This window comes from Mesorhizobium sp. LNHC232B00, from assembly GCF_000502435.1.
In the GTDB taxonomy this organism is placed as follows: domain Bacteria; phylum Pseudomonadota; class Alphaproteobacteria; order Rhizobiales; family Rhizobiaceae; genus Mesorhizobium; species Mesorhizobium opportunistum.
Window position 1 is genome coordinate 113,266 of the sequence record NZ_AYWP01000001.1, and the last position, 14,812, is coordinate 128,077.

Annotated in this window: 15 protein-coding genes; 10 read left to right on the forward strand and 5 right to left on the reverse strand. The window is 62.6% G+C overall.

Features of this window, described 5'->3' with window-relative positions; genetic code table 11:
- Positions 1–21 precede the first annotated feature (21 nt).
- The 9 genes from X743_RS167955 to X743_RS167915 all read left to right on the forward strand — a co-directional run bounded on the left by X743_RS167955 (position 22) and on the right by X743_RS167915 (position 10,339).
- Positions 22–1,452, forward strand: a complete 1,431-nt coding sequence (locus tag X743_RS167955) for an aspartate aminotransferase family protein (protein ID WP_245264143.1) — start codon at positions 22–24, stop codon at positions 1,450–1,452.
- Positions 1,453–1,492: 40 nt separating this feature from the next.
- Complete coding sequence (locus X743_RS167950; protein ID WP_023763377.1) at positions 1,493–2,722, forward strand: DUF2029 domain-containing protein; 1,230 nt, start codon at positions 1,493–1,495, stop codon at positions 2,720–2,722.
- On the forward strand, positions 2,719–3,477 hold the full coding sequence (locus tag X743_RS167945) for an FkbM family methyltransferase (protein WP_023763378.1): 759 nt from the start codon (positions 2,719–2,721) through the stop codon (positions 3,475–3,477). Before X743_RS167950 ends, X743_RS167945 begins: the two co-directional genes overlap by 4 nt.
- Positions 3,478–3,625: 148 nt before the next feature.
- Positions 3,626–6,187, forward strand: a complete 2,562-nt coding sequence (locus X743_RS167940; protein WP_023763379.1) for an FAD-dependent oxidoreductase — start codon at positions 3,626–3,628, stop codon at positions 6,185–6,187.
- A 92-nt stretch (positions 6,188–6,279) separates the two neighbouring features.
- Entirely contained in the window at positions 6,280–7,128 is an 849-nt protein-coding gene (locus X743_RS167935) for a DUF1194 domain-containing protein (protein ID WP_023763380.1), read from the forward strand.
- A 92-nt stretch (positions 7,129–7,220) separates the two neighbouring features.
- Positions 7,221–7,559 carry a peptidase inhibitor family I36 protein gene (locus X743_RS167930; protein ID WP_023763381.1) on the forward strand — a complete coding sequence of 113 codons (339 nt, stop codon included), beginning with the start codon at positions 7,221–7,223 and terminating at the stop codon, positions 7,557–7,559.
- Between the two features lie 162 nt (positions 7,560–7,721).
- Complete coding sequence (locus tag X743_RS167925; RefSeq protein ID WP_023763382.1) at positions 7,722–8,672, forward strand: ABC transporter substrate-binding protein; 951 nt, start codon at positions 7,722–7,724, stop codon at positions 8,670–8,672.
- Between the two features lie 99 nt (positions 8,673–8,771).
- The gene (locus X743_RS167920; RefSeq protein ID WP_023763383.1) at positions 8,772–9,545 is read left to right on the forward strand and encodes an ABC transporter permease; all 774 of its coding nucleotides are present in this window, start codon (positions 8,772–8,774) and stop codon (positions 9,543–9,545) included.
- Positions 9,542–10,339, forward strand: a complete 798-nt coding sequence (locus X743_RS167915; RefSeq protein ID WP_023763384.1) for an ABC transporter ATP-binding protein — start codon at positions 9,542–9,544, stop codon at positions 10,337–10,339. The genes X743_RS167920 and X743_RS167915 overlap by 4 nt, the downstream gene beginning before the upstream one ends.
- A gap of 16 nt (positions 10,340–10,355) precedes the next feature.
- On the opposite strand, the gene X743_RS167910 is transcribed toward X743_RS167915, so the two are convergent.
- The 3 genes from X743_RS167910 to X743_RS167905 form a co-directional block, all read right to left on the reverse strand.
- Complete coding sequence (locus tag X743_RS167910) at positions 10,356–11,357, reverse strand: GlxA family transcriptional regulator (protein ID WP_023763385.1); 1,002 nt, start codon at positions 11,355–11,357, stop codon at positions 10,356–10,358.
- 252 nt (positions 11,358–11,609) lie between these two features.
- Positions 11,610–11,744 (reverse strand): hypothetical protein, encoded by a 135-nt coding sequence (locus X743_RS1000000173875; protein ID WP_013894968.1) that lies wholly within the window; start codon positions 11,742–11,744, stop codon positions 11,610–11,612.
- A gap of 339 nt (positions 11,745–12,083) precedes the next feature.
- Positions 12,084–12,269, reverse strand: a complete 186-nt coding sequence (locus tag X743_RS167905; RefSeq protein ID WP_023763386.1) for a hypothetical protein — start codon at positions 12,267–12,269, stop codon at positions 12,084–12,086.
- Positions 12,270–12,493: 224 nt separating this feature from the next.
- Between X743_RS167905 and X743_RS167900 the strand changes: the two genes are divergently transcribed.
- Positions 12,494–13,393, forward strand: a complete 900-nt coding sequence (locus X743_RS167900; protein WP_013894970.1) for a LysR substrate-binding domain-containing protein — start codon at positions 12,494–12,496, stop codon at positions 13,391–13,393.
- Positions 13,394–13,420: 27 nt separating this feature from the next.
- Here the strand turns inward: X743_RS167900 and X743_RS167895 are convergent, their stop codons facing one another.
- Complete coding sequence (locus X743_RS167895) at positions 13,421–14,374, reverse strand: alpha/beta hydrolase (RefSeq protein WP_023763387.1); 954 nt, start codon at positions 14,372–14,374, stop codon at positions 13,421–13,423.
- Between the two features lie 251 nt (positions 14,375–14,625).
- Positions 14,626–14,811, reverse strand: coding sequence for a hypothetical protein (locus tag X743_RS1000000172665; protein WP_023763389.1), 186 nt, complete (start codon positions 14,809–14,811; stop codon positions 14,626–14,628).
- Position 14,812 lies beyond the last annotated feature (1 nt).

Consider the following 14,812-nt stretch of genomic DNA (forward strand, 5'->3'; position numbering starts at 1 on the left):
GAACAGACGAATGCGCGTACCATGGTCAACGCGCCGGCGCTGTCGCTCGCCACCATCGCCAAGCCCGACCTGATCAGCGTCGAGCAGGCCAAGGCGATGGATGTCGCGGCGATGACCGACCTGTTCAAGGCGCATCTCAACCCCGGCCAGCTGCATTTCATGAAGCTGCTCGGTTTCCACAAGATCAAGATCGAGCGTGCCGAGGGCATGTTCTACATCGACCAGAACGGCCGCAAGATTCTCGATTTCTTCGGCGGCTTCGGGTCGCTGGCCTTCGGCCACAACCATCCGCGCATCCTGGAGGCGCGCAAAAAGTTCCAGGAGGAGAAGCGCCAGGAAATCGCCATCGCCTTCATGTCGCAATATGCGGCGGCTTTGGCGCACAACCTCGCCAAATGCTCGCCCGGCGATCTCGACATGGTGTTCCTGGGTTCGTCCGGCTCGGAGGCCATGGAAGCGGCGGTGAAACTCGCTGAGCGCGCCGCAGGCCCCAAGCGGCCGAAGATCGTCTATGCCGAGAATTCCTTCCACGGCAAGACCAAGGGCGTGCTCGGCATTACCGACGGGCAGCTCTACCGCGCCGACTTCAAGATGGCGGACAATACGGTGCGCATTCCCTTTGCCGACATCGATGCGGTCGAGCGCCTGTTCCGCTCCGATCCGGAGGTCGGCGTCATCGTGCTCGAAACCATCCAGGGCGGCGGCGGTATCATTCAGGCGCCTGCCGAGTATTGGCAGAAGCTGCGCGCGCTGTGCGACCAGTATGGCGTGCTGTGGGTCGCCGACGAAGTGCAGTGCGGCTATGGCCGTTCGGGGCGGTTCTACGCCTTCGAGCACTACGGCGTGGTGCCCGACGTGACGGCGCTGGCCAAGTCGCTCGGCGGCGGTAAGGCGGCGGTCGGCGCCATGATCGCGCGCCGCGAGGTTTACATGAAGGCCTACGGCACGCCGAAGACGGCAATGATCCATGCCATGGCCACCTTCGGCGGCATGGGCGAGGCCTGCGTCACCTCGATCGAGGGCCTCAACGTGCTCTATGACGAGGGGCTGATCGACAACGCCGCCGTCACCGGCGATTATCTGCTCGCGCGCCTGCAAGCGCTCAAGGACAAATATCCCAAGATCATCAAGGATGTGCGTGGCAAGGGCTTCATGGTCGGGCTTGAGTTCCACGACTTCTCGCAGACCCTGCCGATGGTGCTGCGCCCGATCGTCAGCGTGCTCGACGACAAGCTGAAAGGCTCGCTGTCCGGTTTCGTTGGGGCGCTGTTGCTGCGCGACTACGATGTGCTGGTCGCCTTTACCGAATACAACCGCAACGTCATCCGGCTCGAGCCGCCGCTGATCTGCCAGCGCGAACATGTCGATCGTTTCGTCGATGCCTTCGACAGCCTGTTGTCGCGCGGCATCGTCGGAATCGTGAAGGATTTCGTCAAAAGCCAAGTCCGTTAAGACGCCAGTCCGTTAAATCGAAAGTTCGTTGAGCATCGCGATGCTGACCAAGTCTCCCGCTCCGCAAAACCAGCTTGACCGGCTCACCGAGGCCGGCCTGGCGTGGGGCGAGGGGACTTATGCGCGGCTGGCAGCCTCGATCGGCGCGGCGGCCTTCGCGCTCTACATCCTTTTGACGGCGTTCACGGCCTGGGTGATGCCGGACGCCAACTGGGACATGCTGCCCTATCTCGCAATATCGGAGGAAGGCACCTATCCCGATGTGCAGGCGCTGCATGACTACGCCTACGACACCGTCAAATCCGGCGTATCGGCCGGCGACTACAAGACGCTGACCGACGATGGCGGCGGCTTCCGCAGCCATATGACGGAGAATGCCGCCGATTTCCATTCGCTGCTCGGCATGTACCGGATCAAGTTCCTCTATGCCGAGATATTGTCGACGATGAGCTCGGTGATGTCGCCGGTCGAGGCGATGCGGCTGGTGCAGGTATTCTCGGTGCTGCTGTTCGGCGCAATCACGCTGCTCTGGCTGCGTTCTCAAAACGCATTGGCCATGGCGCCGCTGGTCGGCGCGGTGCTGATCATGGCCGATTTCGGCGATGCGGCGCGCGCCTCGACGCCGGACCTGCTGACGTCGGCGCTTCTGCTCGGCGGGCTCTACGCCTACATCAGGGGCCGCGAGGCGGCGACGGCGATCCTGCTCTTTCTCGCCTTCATGGTGCGGCCGGACAATATTGTTTTCCTTGCCGTTTTCGCGGTGCTGCTGGTCGTCTTCCGGCACAAGGCATGGGGCGCGCTGGCCGGCTTTGCCGCGTCCTTCATTACCTATTTCGCCATTTCGCATTGGGCCCATCATCCCGGCTGGTGGCCGCATCTTTGGTTCTCCAGCATCGAGCAGCACTATAATATGGACGGGTTCGAGCCGGCCTTCTCGGTCATCGCCTATCTCAGGGCGTTCGCCGCGTCGCTGTTGCGCGCCGTCAACCTGAACAGCTGGGTCGGCGTTTCGGTGCTGGCGCTGGCCGGCTGGTATGCTGCCGGTCGCGCCGGCTTCCGCCTCGACCGGCGTGCCGGCATCCTGTTCGCCGCACTGGTGCTTGGCGCGCTGGCGAAGTTCACCGTTTTCCCGATCCACGACACACGGATCTATTTCCCGCATTTGATCCCGCCCTTCCTGCTGCTGGCAACGCCGTTCATGGCACTGCGGGCAGCTATTGCCCGCCAGCATCGCGCGGCGCCGCAAATCATTCCCGGAGACAAGCCATGAATTCGCTATCCAGCCTGGCGCGGACCGCGCTGTCGCTCGGTCTTCCGGCAGGCCTGCTCGATCGCGGACCGTCGCTGCGCGGCACGAAATTCCTCGCCAAGGCGGGGTTGAAAGCACGCTTCGGTGGGGCAGGACGGCCGTTCCAGATGGTCAATGTCGGCGCCTGCGACGGCGCGCTGTTCGATGACGTCACGCCATGGCTGCACACGATTGCCGGCGCGCGCGCCATGCTGGTCGAGCCGATCCCCTACAATCAGAAGCGGCTGCGCGCCAACTATCCCGACACGGGCCGCTTCATCATCGAGCCCGTGGCTGTCACAAAAACCAAGGGCACGATCACGGTCCACACTTTTGATGCCGCGGCGCTCGAAGCCGGCACGCTGCCGATCGAGTTCATCGGCTGCTCGTCGGTCACCGACACCAATTTGATGTCGGGCAAGAATGCCTGGGGCGAGGCCGACGCCAACTTCAACAAGTTCGCACCGCACCTTCGGGATATCGAGGTGCCGTCGGAAAGGCTGCAGACGCTGCTCGACCGCAACGGCATCAGTCATATCGACGCCTTCCTCGTCGATTGCGAAGGCGCCGACTGGGTCGTCTTCGAACAGCTCGATCTCAAGCGCTATCGTCCGGGCATGATCAAGGTCGAGGTCGGCGCGCTGCCGGCCCCGGAGATCGGCCAGGTCGTGGTCAAGCTGAAGACGGCGGGCTACCAGGTCGGCTTCCAGGCCGAGGACATCTGGGCCTTCGCCTGAGGGTTACGATTCTCCTGACCATCTAGGGGTCGCGCCGCACCAGCGGCGTGTCGCAAACAGGCGGTAGCGTGGTCGCTGTCGCCTGCATATTGTGCGCCGATCAAACGGGCGCCGACGCTGCCCGCAAAAGCATCTGGAGTCGCGGGCAATGGCAGAGTTTCCGAAAAAGGCGAAGGTCGTCATCATAGGCCTCGGCGGCATTGTCGGCGCGTCGATCGCCCATCATCTGATCGAGCGTGGATGGGACGACATCGTCGGCATTGACAAGTCCGGCATCCCGACCGATATCGGTTCCACCGCGCATGCCTCCGACTTCTGCTACACGACCAGCCACGACTTCCTGTCCTGCTGGACGACGCTCTATTCCATCGATTTCTACGAGAAGATGGGCCACTACGCGCGCATCGGCGGCCTTGAAGTCGCGCGCGTCGGCGACGACGGCCGCATGGACGAGATCAAGCGCAAGATCGCGTCGGCGAAGGCTTTTGGCACACGTGCACGCCTGATCGAACCCGCCGAGATCAAGGAAAAATTCCCGCTGATCGAAGAAGAGATGGTGCAGGGCGGCCTCTGGGACCCTGATGCGGGCCTCGTCATCCCGCGCTCGCAAACCGTTGCAGGCAAGCTGGTCGACCAAGCGGAAGCTTCGGGCAAGCTCAAATCCTTCGCCAACACGCCGGCCAGGTCGCTCGTCGTCAAGGACGGCCGGATCAGCGCCGTGGTGACCAATCGCGGCACCATCGAAGCCGATTATGTCATCGTCTGCGCCGGTATCTGGGGCCGTCTGATCGCGGAGATGGTCGGCGAGGATCTGCCGGTCATGCCGATCGACCATCCGCTGACCTTCTTCGGCCCTTATGATGAGTTCGCCGGCACCGGCAAGGAGATCGGCTGGCCGTTGCTGCGCGACCAGGGCAACTCGGCCTACATGCGCGACACCGGCGATCCCAAGACCGCCGAGGGCGGCCAGATCGAGTGGGGCTATTACGAAGAAAACAATCCGCGCCTCTGCCATCCGCGCGACCTGCTTGAGAAGGACCAGGCGCGGCTGTCGCCGTCGCAACGCGACCTCGACATGGAGCAGATCCTGGCGCCGCTCGAGCGCGCCATGGAACTGACGCCGATCCTGGGCGAGCTCGGCTACAACGAAAGCCATTCCTTCAACGGCCTCTTGCAGGTGACGGCCGATGGCGGTCCGTCGATGGGCGAAAGCCAGAAGGTGAGGGGGCTCTGGTATGCCGTCGCCATCTGGGTCAAGGACGGCCCCGGCATGGGCAAGCTGATCGCCGATTGGATGACGGACGGCCGCACGGAAATCGACCACCACGCCATCGACTATGCGCGCTTCTATCCGCACCAGACGAAGGAACAGTTCATCTGGGACCGCTGCACCGAAACGGCGATGAAGGTCTATAATCCCGCGGTGCATCCGCGCGAGCCGTTTTCCAAGGCCCGCAACATCAGGCGTTCGCCGTTCTGGGAGCGCGAGAAGGAGCTCGGCGGCTACTTCATGGAACTGGGCGGATGGGAGCGTGCTCACGGCTATGCCGCCAACGAGCATCTCCTGGAGAAATACGGCAACCGCGTACCGGTGCGCGAGAACGAATGGGACAATCGCCATTTCTGGCGTGTCTCCAACGCCGAACATCTGGCGATGAGCGAGGATTGCGGCATCGTCAACCTGTCGCATTTCTCGATGTACGACATCGAGGGACCCGACCACGTTGCGTTGCTGGAGTGGCTTTGCGCGGCCAAGATCGGCGGTGACAACAATGTCGGCAAGGGCATCTACACCCACTTCCTCGATGAGGAAGGGATGGTTCGCGCCGACTTCACCGTCATCCGCATGGCGGACCGCTGTCGTTTGATCGACGGCGCGGACGCCGGCCCTAGGGACTTCCAGTACATGCGCCGTACGGCGCAGGACAAAGGTTTCGATGTCACCATTACCGACGTGACGGAGAAATTCGTCACCATCGGCATCTGGGGTCCGAATGCCCGTGCCACCCTGCAGAAAGTGGTCGAGAACCCCGAGGGTCTTTCGCTCGAGAACTTTCCGTTCGCGGCGATCAAACCGGTCAGGATCGGCGGCAAGGACGTCACCGCCTTCCGCATCTCCTATGTCGGCGAGCAGGGCTGGGAACTGCACATGCGCTACGAGGACGGTCTCGCCGTATGGGATGCGCTGCGCTCGACCGGCGTGATGCCGTTCGGCGTCGAGACCTATGCCAACACGCGCCGCATGGAAAAGAGCCTGCGACTGCAGAACGCCGACCTCTTGACCGAGTACAATCTGCTCGAAGCCGATCTCGCGCGTCCGAAGGTCAAGGAGAACGATTTCTGCGGCAAGGCCAAGCATCTGGAATACCGCGCCCGCGAGCACCAGCCGGCCATGCTGTGCACGCTGGTGATGACCGAGAACACCGATGCCAAGGGCGTCGCCCGCTATCCCGTCGGCATCATGCCGGTGATGGACCCCAAGACGGGCGAAACGCTGGTCGACGAACTCGGCCGCCGGTCCTTCACCTCCTCGGTCGCCTACGGCCCGACCATCGGCAAGAACATTGCGCTCGCCTATCTGCCGTGGGCATATGCCCAGGAAGGCCGCAAGCTGGCTGTCGAGTATTTCGGCGAGACATATCCGGTCGAAGTCGCGGCTGTCGGTTACAAGCCGCTCTATGATCCGGAGAACCTCAAGCCGCGCAGCTGAGCGCCGGCGGAGCAGCGGAGCGATCGCAAAAGCCTGGCCTCGAGCCGGGCTTTTGTCTTTTTAACCGGATGGTTTTCGCTTACCCTTGCGGCATGTCTGCTTTCCCGTGTGCAAGACATCTGCTTTCCGGCTGCGCCGCGCTGGCACTGACGCTCTGGCTGGCGCCGGGATCGCGCGCGGACGAGCCGGTCGATGTCGAGCTGGTGCTGGCGGTCGATGTTTCGCTCTCGATGTCGGCGGACGAGCTCGAAATCCAGCGCCATGGCTACGCGGCGGCGCTGACGCATGACAATGTTTTGCAGGCGATCGCCAATGGCTCCTATGGCAAGATCGCCGTCACCTATGTCGAATGGGCCGGCACCAGCTGGCAGCGTGTCATCGTGCCATGGACGGTCATCGCCAACCGTGACGATGCCGAGCGGGTGGTCGCACAAATGTCGGCGCATCCGCCCGACAGCGCGCGACGCACCTCGATTTCCGGCGCCCTGGAGTTCGGCAGCGACCTTTTCGCCGAAAGTGGCTACCAGGCGACCAAGCGGGTCATCGACATTTCCGGCGACGGGCCCAACAACCAGGGCGCGCCGGTCAACCTCACCCGTGACGGTGTGGTCAGGCAAGGCATCGTCATCAACGGCCTGCCGCTGATGACCCGCGGCGGCTTTTCCAGCGCCTACGACGTCAACGATCTCGACCGCTACTACAGCGACTGCGTCATCGGCGGCCCTGGAGCCTTCATGATCCCGGTCAACGATTGGACGCAATTCCCCGAAGCCATCCGCCGCAAGCTGGTGCTGGAGCTTGCCGGCCCGGCGTCACCGCAATGGGCGGCCGAGGAGGCGGATCGTCCGCCAGTCGTGCTGGCGCAGGAAAAGCCCGCCAGCGATTGCCAGATCGGCGAGAAAATGTGGCGCAATCGGAGCTGGATGCCGGAGAGCCGCTAGAGACCCTGGCGCGGGTAGAGGAGGCATTGGCAAACTGATCGGCCCGCGCTATCCAGCCGGTGGGGGCCACGGTCGAACCGAGGAAACATCAGATGAAACGCCTTGCCGTCCTGACAGCTGTCGCCTCCGTGCTTTTTGCAGATGGCGCCAGCGCCCAATACAACGACCAGCCTGCCTGCGTCATGTTCGAGCACGCGAATTTTCGCGGCCGGTCGATCGAAATGGCGCCCGACGATTCGGTGAGTTTTCGCGGTGGTCAGTTCTGGAACGATCGTGTTTCGTCGGTGTTCGTCAGCCGCGGCTGCACGCTCGTGGCCTATGAGGATACGCGGATGGGCGGCCGTTCGATCGAGATCAGCCGCAGAGCCCGCTATCTCGGAGGCAACTGGAACGATCGCATCTCGTCCGCCGAGTGCGTCTGCGACGGTTAAAATATCCTGGATTCAGGCAACCAGCAGCCATTGGGTCATTTGGCTGCCGGGCCGGCTGCGTGTCTCAGGCCAACCCGACACGCGCTTCACCATGCTGTTGATTGACAAGGTCGCCGGTGTCTGTGAACTATTTCCCCCAAGAGAAACAAAAGGGGAACCGACATGAACAGACTCGCCATTTTCGCCGCAACATTGACACTTGCCGCCGGCCTGTCCGCGCCGGTGATGGCCGCCACGTCGGTCACCATCGGCATCAGCGGCTGGACCGGCTTCGCGCCGCTGACGCTTGCCAAGCAGGCAGGCCTGTTCGAGAAACACGGCCTCGACGTAACCTTGAAGAAAGTGCCGCAGGCCAGCCGTCCGCTCGCCATCGCCAGCGGCGACCTGCAATGCGCCGCCACCACGGTCGAGACGTGGCTGGTGTGGAACGCAAGCGGGGTGACCACCAAGCAGATCTTCCAGCTCGACAAATCCTACGGCGCCGACGGCATCGTCGTGCGCAACGACATCAAGACCGTCGCCGATCTCAAGGGCAAGAATGTCGCGTCCTCGGCGCCGGGCACGTCACCCTATTTCATGCTCGCCTGGGTGCTGAACAAGAACGGCATGTCGACCAAGGATGTGACCGTCGTCAACCTAGAGCCGGACGCGGCGGCGCAAGCCTTCCTTGCCGGCCAGAACGATGCCGCGGTCACCTATGAGCCGTTCATCTCGGCGGTGCGCGACAAGGCCGACCAAGGCCATATCCTGGCGACCACGCTCGACTATCCGATGGTCCTCGACACGGTCGGCTGCACGCCCGAATTCCTCAAGGCCAACCCGGATGCCGCCAAGGCGCTCGCCGACAGCTATTTCGAGGCGCTCGATCTGATCAAGAAGGATCCGCAGAAATCCTACGAGATCATGGGCGCCGATGTGAAACAGTCCGCCAAGGAATTCGAGGATTCGGCGAAGTACCTGAAATGGTCCGACAAGGCCGAAAACAAGCAGTTCTTCACCAAGGAATTCCAGGATTTTTCCAAGACCGCCGGCGATCTCCTGCTGCAGATGGGGCTGATCAAGGAAGCGCCCGACGTCAGCACGTTGGCCGACACCAGCGCGGTGGCGAACTGACGAACAGCCTTTGCCCATGAAGCGGCGGCGCCTGGCGCCGCCACTTTCCCACGGACAAATTTGAGCATGGGACGAAATGATGATGCGGACGATCTGACGATGCGCCCCTTGCATCCGATCGCGCCGGGCCTCCGAACCGTGCTCGGCATTTCCTTCTTCGTGCTGTTTGTGGCGTTCTGGGCCTGGATCACGCTTGGCGGGCACGTCAACCGCATCTTCCTCGCCGACCCGCTGTCTATGTTGCGGGACGGCTGGCGGCTGTTGGTCGAGGACCGTTTCTGGCTCGACATACTGATCACCATCTGGCGGGTCTTCGGCGGTTTTGTGCTGGCGTCGGTCGTTGCCGTGCCGATCGGCATCGCGATGGGGGCCTGGAAGCCGGTGGAGGCGTTTCTCGAACCTTTCGTCTCTTTCGCCCGCTACCTGCCGGCATCCGCCTTCATTCCGCTGCTCATCCTGTGGGCCGGCATCGGCGAACTGGAAAAACTGCTCGTCATCTTCGTCGGCTCGGTGTTCCAGATCATCCTGATCATTGCCGTCAAGGTGGGGTCGACGCGGCGCGACCTGGTCGAGGCCGCCTATACGCTGGGCTCGACCAACAACGGCATCGTCAAGCGGGTGATCATGCCGGCCAATGCGCCCGAGATCGCCGAGACGCTGCGGCTGGTGCTCGGCTGGGCCTGGACCTACGTCATCGTCGCCGAGCTGATCGGCTCGTCGTCGGGCATCGGCTACATGATCATCAACAGCCAGTCGCGGCTGGCGACCGGACAGATCATCTTCGGCATCATCGTCATCGGACTGATCGGCCTGTTGTCCGATTTTGCCTTCAAGGCGTTCAACCGCTGGCTCTTTCCGTGGAGCCTGGCGTGAGCAAGCTTCTTATCGAGGGCGTCTCGCGCACCTTTGCCGGCGTGCGCGGCGGACAGCCGGTCAGGGCGCTGATGCCGGTCGACATGGCGGTCGCCGCCAACGATTTCATCACCATACTGGGGCCGTCCGGGTGCGGGAAGTCGACACTGCTCAGGATCGTCGCTGGCCTCGAAGCCCCGAGCGAAGGCCGCGTGCTGCTCGACGGCAAGGCGGTGACGCGGCCGGGACCGGATCGCGGCATGGTGTTCCAGTCCTACACGCTGTTCCCCTGGCTGACGGTGGCCGAGAATATCGCCTTCGGACTGCGCGAACGCGGCATGGCGCAAAAGGAGCGCGACGAGGTCGTCGCTTCCTATGTCGATCTCGTCGGGCTGAAAGGGTTCGAGAACCATTGGCCGAAGCAGCTTTCGGGCGGCATGCAGCAGCGCACGGCGATTGCTCGGGCGTTGGCCAACGATCCGGAGATCCTGTTGCTGGACGAGCCGTTCGGCGCGCTCGACAACCAGACGCGCGGGCTGATGCAGGAATTGCTGCTCGGCATCTGGGAACGGCGCAAGAAGACGGTGCTGTTCGTCACCCACGACATCGAGGAGGCGATCTTCATGGCCTCGCGGGTGATCGTTATGACGGCGCGGCCCGGCAGCATCAAGTCGGATGTCGCCATCGACCTGCCGCATCCGCGCCATTACACGCTCAAAACCAGTCCGGAATTCTCCGCGCTGAAGGCGCGGCTGACCGAGGATATCCGCGTCGAGGCGATGCGGACGGCGCAGGCGCAGCCGACCGAGGCCTGACGGGCGGAATTGCGGGTCAGGCGGCCAGCAGCTGCTTGCGGTCGACACGCTCCTGCTGCGGCGAGCGGGCGTAAAGCTCGCGGTAGCATTTGGAGAAATGCGAGGCCGAGACGAAGCCGCAGGCGACAGCCACCTCGACCACCGGCAACGACGACTGGATCAGCAGATGCCGGGCGCGGTCGAGCCGGATTTCCAGGTAGTAGCGGGCAGGGGAGCGGCCCATCTCGGTGCGGAACAGGCGCTCGATCTGGCGGCGCGACAGGTCGACATGGTCGGCGATCTCGATCAGCGACAGCGGCTCGGAGAGGTTGCCTTCCATCAGCTCGATGATGGTCAGCACTTTCGAGTTCTGCACGCCGAGGCGGGCACGCAACGGCAGGCGCTGGCGGTCGGTCGGGCTGCGCACGCGGTCAGTCAGCACCTGCTCGCAGACGCGGTTGACGAGGCTCTCGTCGAAATCGTCACCGATCAGCTTCAGCATCATGTCGAGTGCTGCGGTGCCGCCGGCGCAGGTGTAGATGTTCTGGTCGATCTCGAAGAGATCGGCAAAGACATTGGCCTTGGGAAACGCCTCGGAAAAGCCCGGCAGGTTTTCCCAATGAATGGCGCAGCGCTTGTTGGACAGCAGACCGGCGGCGGCGAGGATGTGCGCGCCGGTGCACAGGCCGCCGACGGCGACACCGCGATTGTACTCTTCGCGCAGCCAGGCGAACGCCGACTTGTTATGGTAGCGCTCGACATCGATGCCGCTGCAGACGATGGCCATGTTGGGCCGTTCAGGGCCGGCCATCTTCTTGCGCTCCTCGTCGAGCGAGGTGTTGACGGCGCATTCGACCCCGTTGGAGGCGCGCACCGGCTTGCCGTCGATGCTGGCCAGGCGCCAGCGATAGGCCTCGTAACCGAGCATGCGGTTGGCCGAACGCAGCGGGTCGAGCGCGGTCGCAAAAGCGATCATGGTGAAATCGGGGACAAGGAAGAACACAAACGATCGCTTGATCGGATGCTTTACGGCGTTCAAGTGAACCTCACACAGCCATGACGCGAACAGGATGTCGCGAATAGCATAGCGTCATCAGGAAAAACCATGCTTGTCAATCGGCTACGCCGCCTGGACGCGATTAAATTTGCGACATGGGTCGCAAATGGGCAATGCGATCGATGAACCGCGCGGGAGCGGGTGAGGTCGAAACAAAAACGCCGCCTCGGTCAAGGCCGGGCAGCGTTGCAGTCATGGGAGCAGCGGCAGGGACGCGCAGCCCCGAAGAAATCTTCAGGCGACGAAGCCGAGGCGTGCAGCAGCCATGGCGCCGGTCTGGCCGGGCATGGTGTTGGCGAGGCGCTGACGCTCGAGAGCGGTCGTCAGGTTCATTTCGCGGCGGGCGAAGAGGCGGGCAAAAAGCTTCATGATTATCTCCATTCGGTTGCTCAGACGGGTCGCCTTCGCTTGATGGAGTGGGGCAGCTCGTTTGCTGGCGGTGATATAGGCTTGTGTAAGCAGAAACTAAATCGCAAAAGCGAAGCGCTTGATATGAAAAGCGACATCAGATGCGACAAATTTGGGCATGATGCTCAGAATCTATTATTGTTTACAGCCGGTTAGTTCAAAAATCGGGATGCTATGCGGCTTGTTCATATGCGCCATGCAGCGGCAGCATGGCTCGTGAATTCATTTGAATGCAAATAAAACAGAGAAGGCCTGCCGGGCGGGTGGCGCGGCAGGCCTTCAGCATTTGATACACACGGTTTACTTTGCTCCAGCCCAGGATCCGATGCCGTTGCGAATACCGGCCTTGGCGTCGGAGGCTTCAGGCCAGCCAATATCCTTCTGCAGTTCGATCGGCAGGGAACGGATGGCACGTTCGGTCTGGTAGCGGGCACGGGCCTCGCTGAATTCGGTCGCGATGCGGCCGATGGACGACAGGATAGACATTTCATTCTCCCTTCTGTGCCTGACGGGGATGCCAGGCAGTGGCTGGTTACGTCATGTCTGTTTCAGCTTCATTTCATGTCGAATGCAGGTCTGTGTCGTGTTGGTTTCATGGGCTGCATCTGGCAGCATCCTGCTTCGACAAGATTGACTATCCTCCCAAACTGATGTTCAATCAAACGAAATGGAATGATGCTTTGTATCAGAAAAATTGAAGGTCGATCGCCATGAACGCCCCACTCAATCATCCGCTGCCGCTGCTCGATCTCGACGTTTTGCGCACTTTCGTGGCGATTGCCGAGACCGGCAGTTTCACCACCGCCGCCAACGCCGTCTTCCGCACGCCGTCTGCGGTGTCGATGCAGATCAAGAAGCTCGAGGACATTCTCGGCCGCTCGGTGTTCGCACGCGACGCGCGTTCGGTGACGCTGACCACGGACGGCGAAATGCTGCTCGGCTATGCCCGCCGGCTGTTGTCGATCAACCGCGAGGTGGTGTCGAAGTTCATCATCCCCGATATCGTCGGCGTGGTGCGGCTCGGTTCGCCGGATGACTATGGCGAGCGCGTGCTGCCGCATGTGCTGAAGCGCTTCGCGCAGTCGCATCCCTCAATCGCGGTCGACGTCACCATCGACCAGAGCAGCAACCTGCGCCGGCGCATGGACGACCGGGCGCTCGACATCACGCTGCTGACCAATTCCTACAAGACCAGCGCGCTCGGCGCCGAGGTGCTCTTGACCGAGCCGATCGTATGGGCCGGCGCCAAGGGCGGCTGCGCGCATCTGCGCGAGCCCTTGCCGGTGTCGCTATGGGAAGAGGGCTGCGCCTGGCGCGCCGGCGCGCTCGAAGCGCTGAGCCGCGAAGGGCGCAATTACCGCATAGCCTATATGAGCGCCCATACGGCCGGCCAGCGGGCCGCCATCATGTCCGACCTCGCCGTGGCGCCGCTGCCGAAGTCCTTCCTCGGCAACGACATGGTCGAACTCTGCCCGAAGGATGGCATGCCCGACATCGGCACCTACAATCTGGCCATGGTGGTGGCGCCGGACGCCAGCGCTCCGGTCAAGGCTGTCGCCGACCACATCCGTGCGACCTTCGAAGTGTTCCGGGAAACCGGCAAGTTTTGATCCGCCGGGCGTGCGGGACTGAAAGCGCTACTCCGCCGCCTCGGCGGAGGGCGCTTCGAAGCTTGTTCTGGTGCCTTGGCTGATCGGTGCGCCGACGTCGTTGAGGAACGTGACGATGTGCTGGCGCGCGCGGCGCGATTCCGGCATGTCGATCAATGGCCAGACATGAAACATGCCTTCCTCGTACACGAGCTCGACCTCGACGCCTGCGCTGCGCGCTTTTTGCGCGAAGATCAGATTGTCGGGTGTAAGGAGATCGCGCGAGCCCGTCAGAAGCAATGTCTTGGGCAACACCGAGAGATCGCCATAGACCGGACTGATATGCCAGTCGGTGGGAAGCATTCCGGCACTGTAGAGCCGGATCGCCTCCCGTCCGCCGGCAATGCCCAACCAGGGATCGTTCCGCTCCGCTTCGAACACTGCGGGGTTTGCAAGCGAAACGTCGAGCCCTGGTGAAATCAGAACGTGGCGCGATGGCGGCGGCAGACCCTGTTCGGCCGCCATCATGGTCAGCACGACGGCCATGTTGCCGCCGGCGGAATCGCCCATGAAGACGATGTCCTCGGGGTCGGTCTCGTCGAGCATTTGGCGATAGACGTCGCCAACCATGCCGAACATGGCGTGGAAGTCATGCTCGGGAGCGATGGGATAGATCGGTACGGTGACGGCATAGCCCAGACGGTCGGCCATGTCGGCAATCAGATGCCAATGATAGGGCGTGATTTCAAAGACATAGGCGCCGCCGTGCAGGTAGAGAATCCGCTTGCGCTCGCCGGCCCTGGGGGCGATCTCGTAGACTGGAAAGCCGTCGACTGCGCGCGCCTGGATGTCGAAACGCTGCTGCAGCGAGACCGGCGGATGATGATCCTCGGTCTTGCGCGCGGCCGCAATCCAGCGTTGCAGGCTTTCCGGGCTGGAAAACGCCTTTTTCCGGCTGTACCTGAGCACGAAGGAAACGAAGTGGCTTTTCAAACTTGGCATGCGCATACACGAGCTTCGGCGACAGCCGACTAAAAGAACTCCCCTTCTTTTTTGAAGATCGTGCACTGGCCGAAAATGTCAAGATTGACGCCGTGTGCAACACGGTGGTGTGATCCGCCGCATGGATCCGACATACTGCGGCGGTCAGCGGCGCGGCAAGAGTGCGGCGCGCAACCGGTTGCTGGTGATCGCCGGGGACATGCGAGATCCCCGGCGGATGCCGAGCAATTTGCATTTGTCGGCGAAGGTCATCAGCGTGACGTACCCAGAAGCAGCGCGGTGAGCGCGGCCTGCGGATCATTCTGCGGCGATGCCGGCCAGCCGATGTCCTTTTGGACATGTGCCGGCAGGCTGTTCAGCGCGCGGGTCGCCCTGTTCCTGGCGTGGGCCTGCCTGATGGTCGCACCGAAGCGGCCGAGATTTTCGAACATCGACATT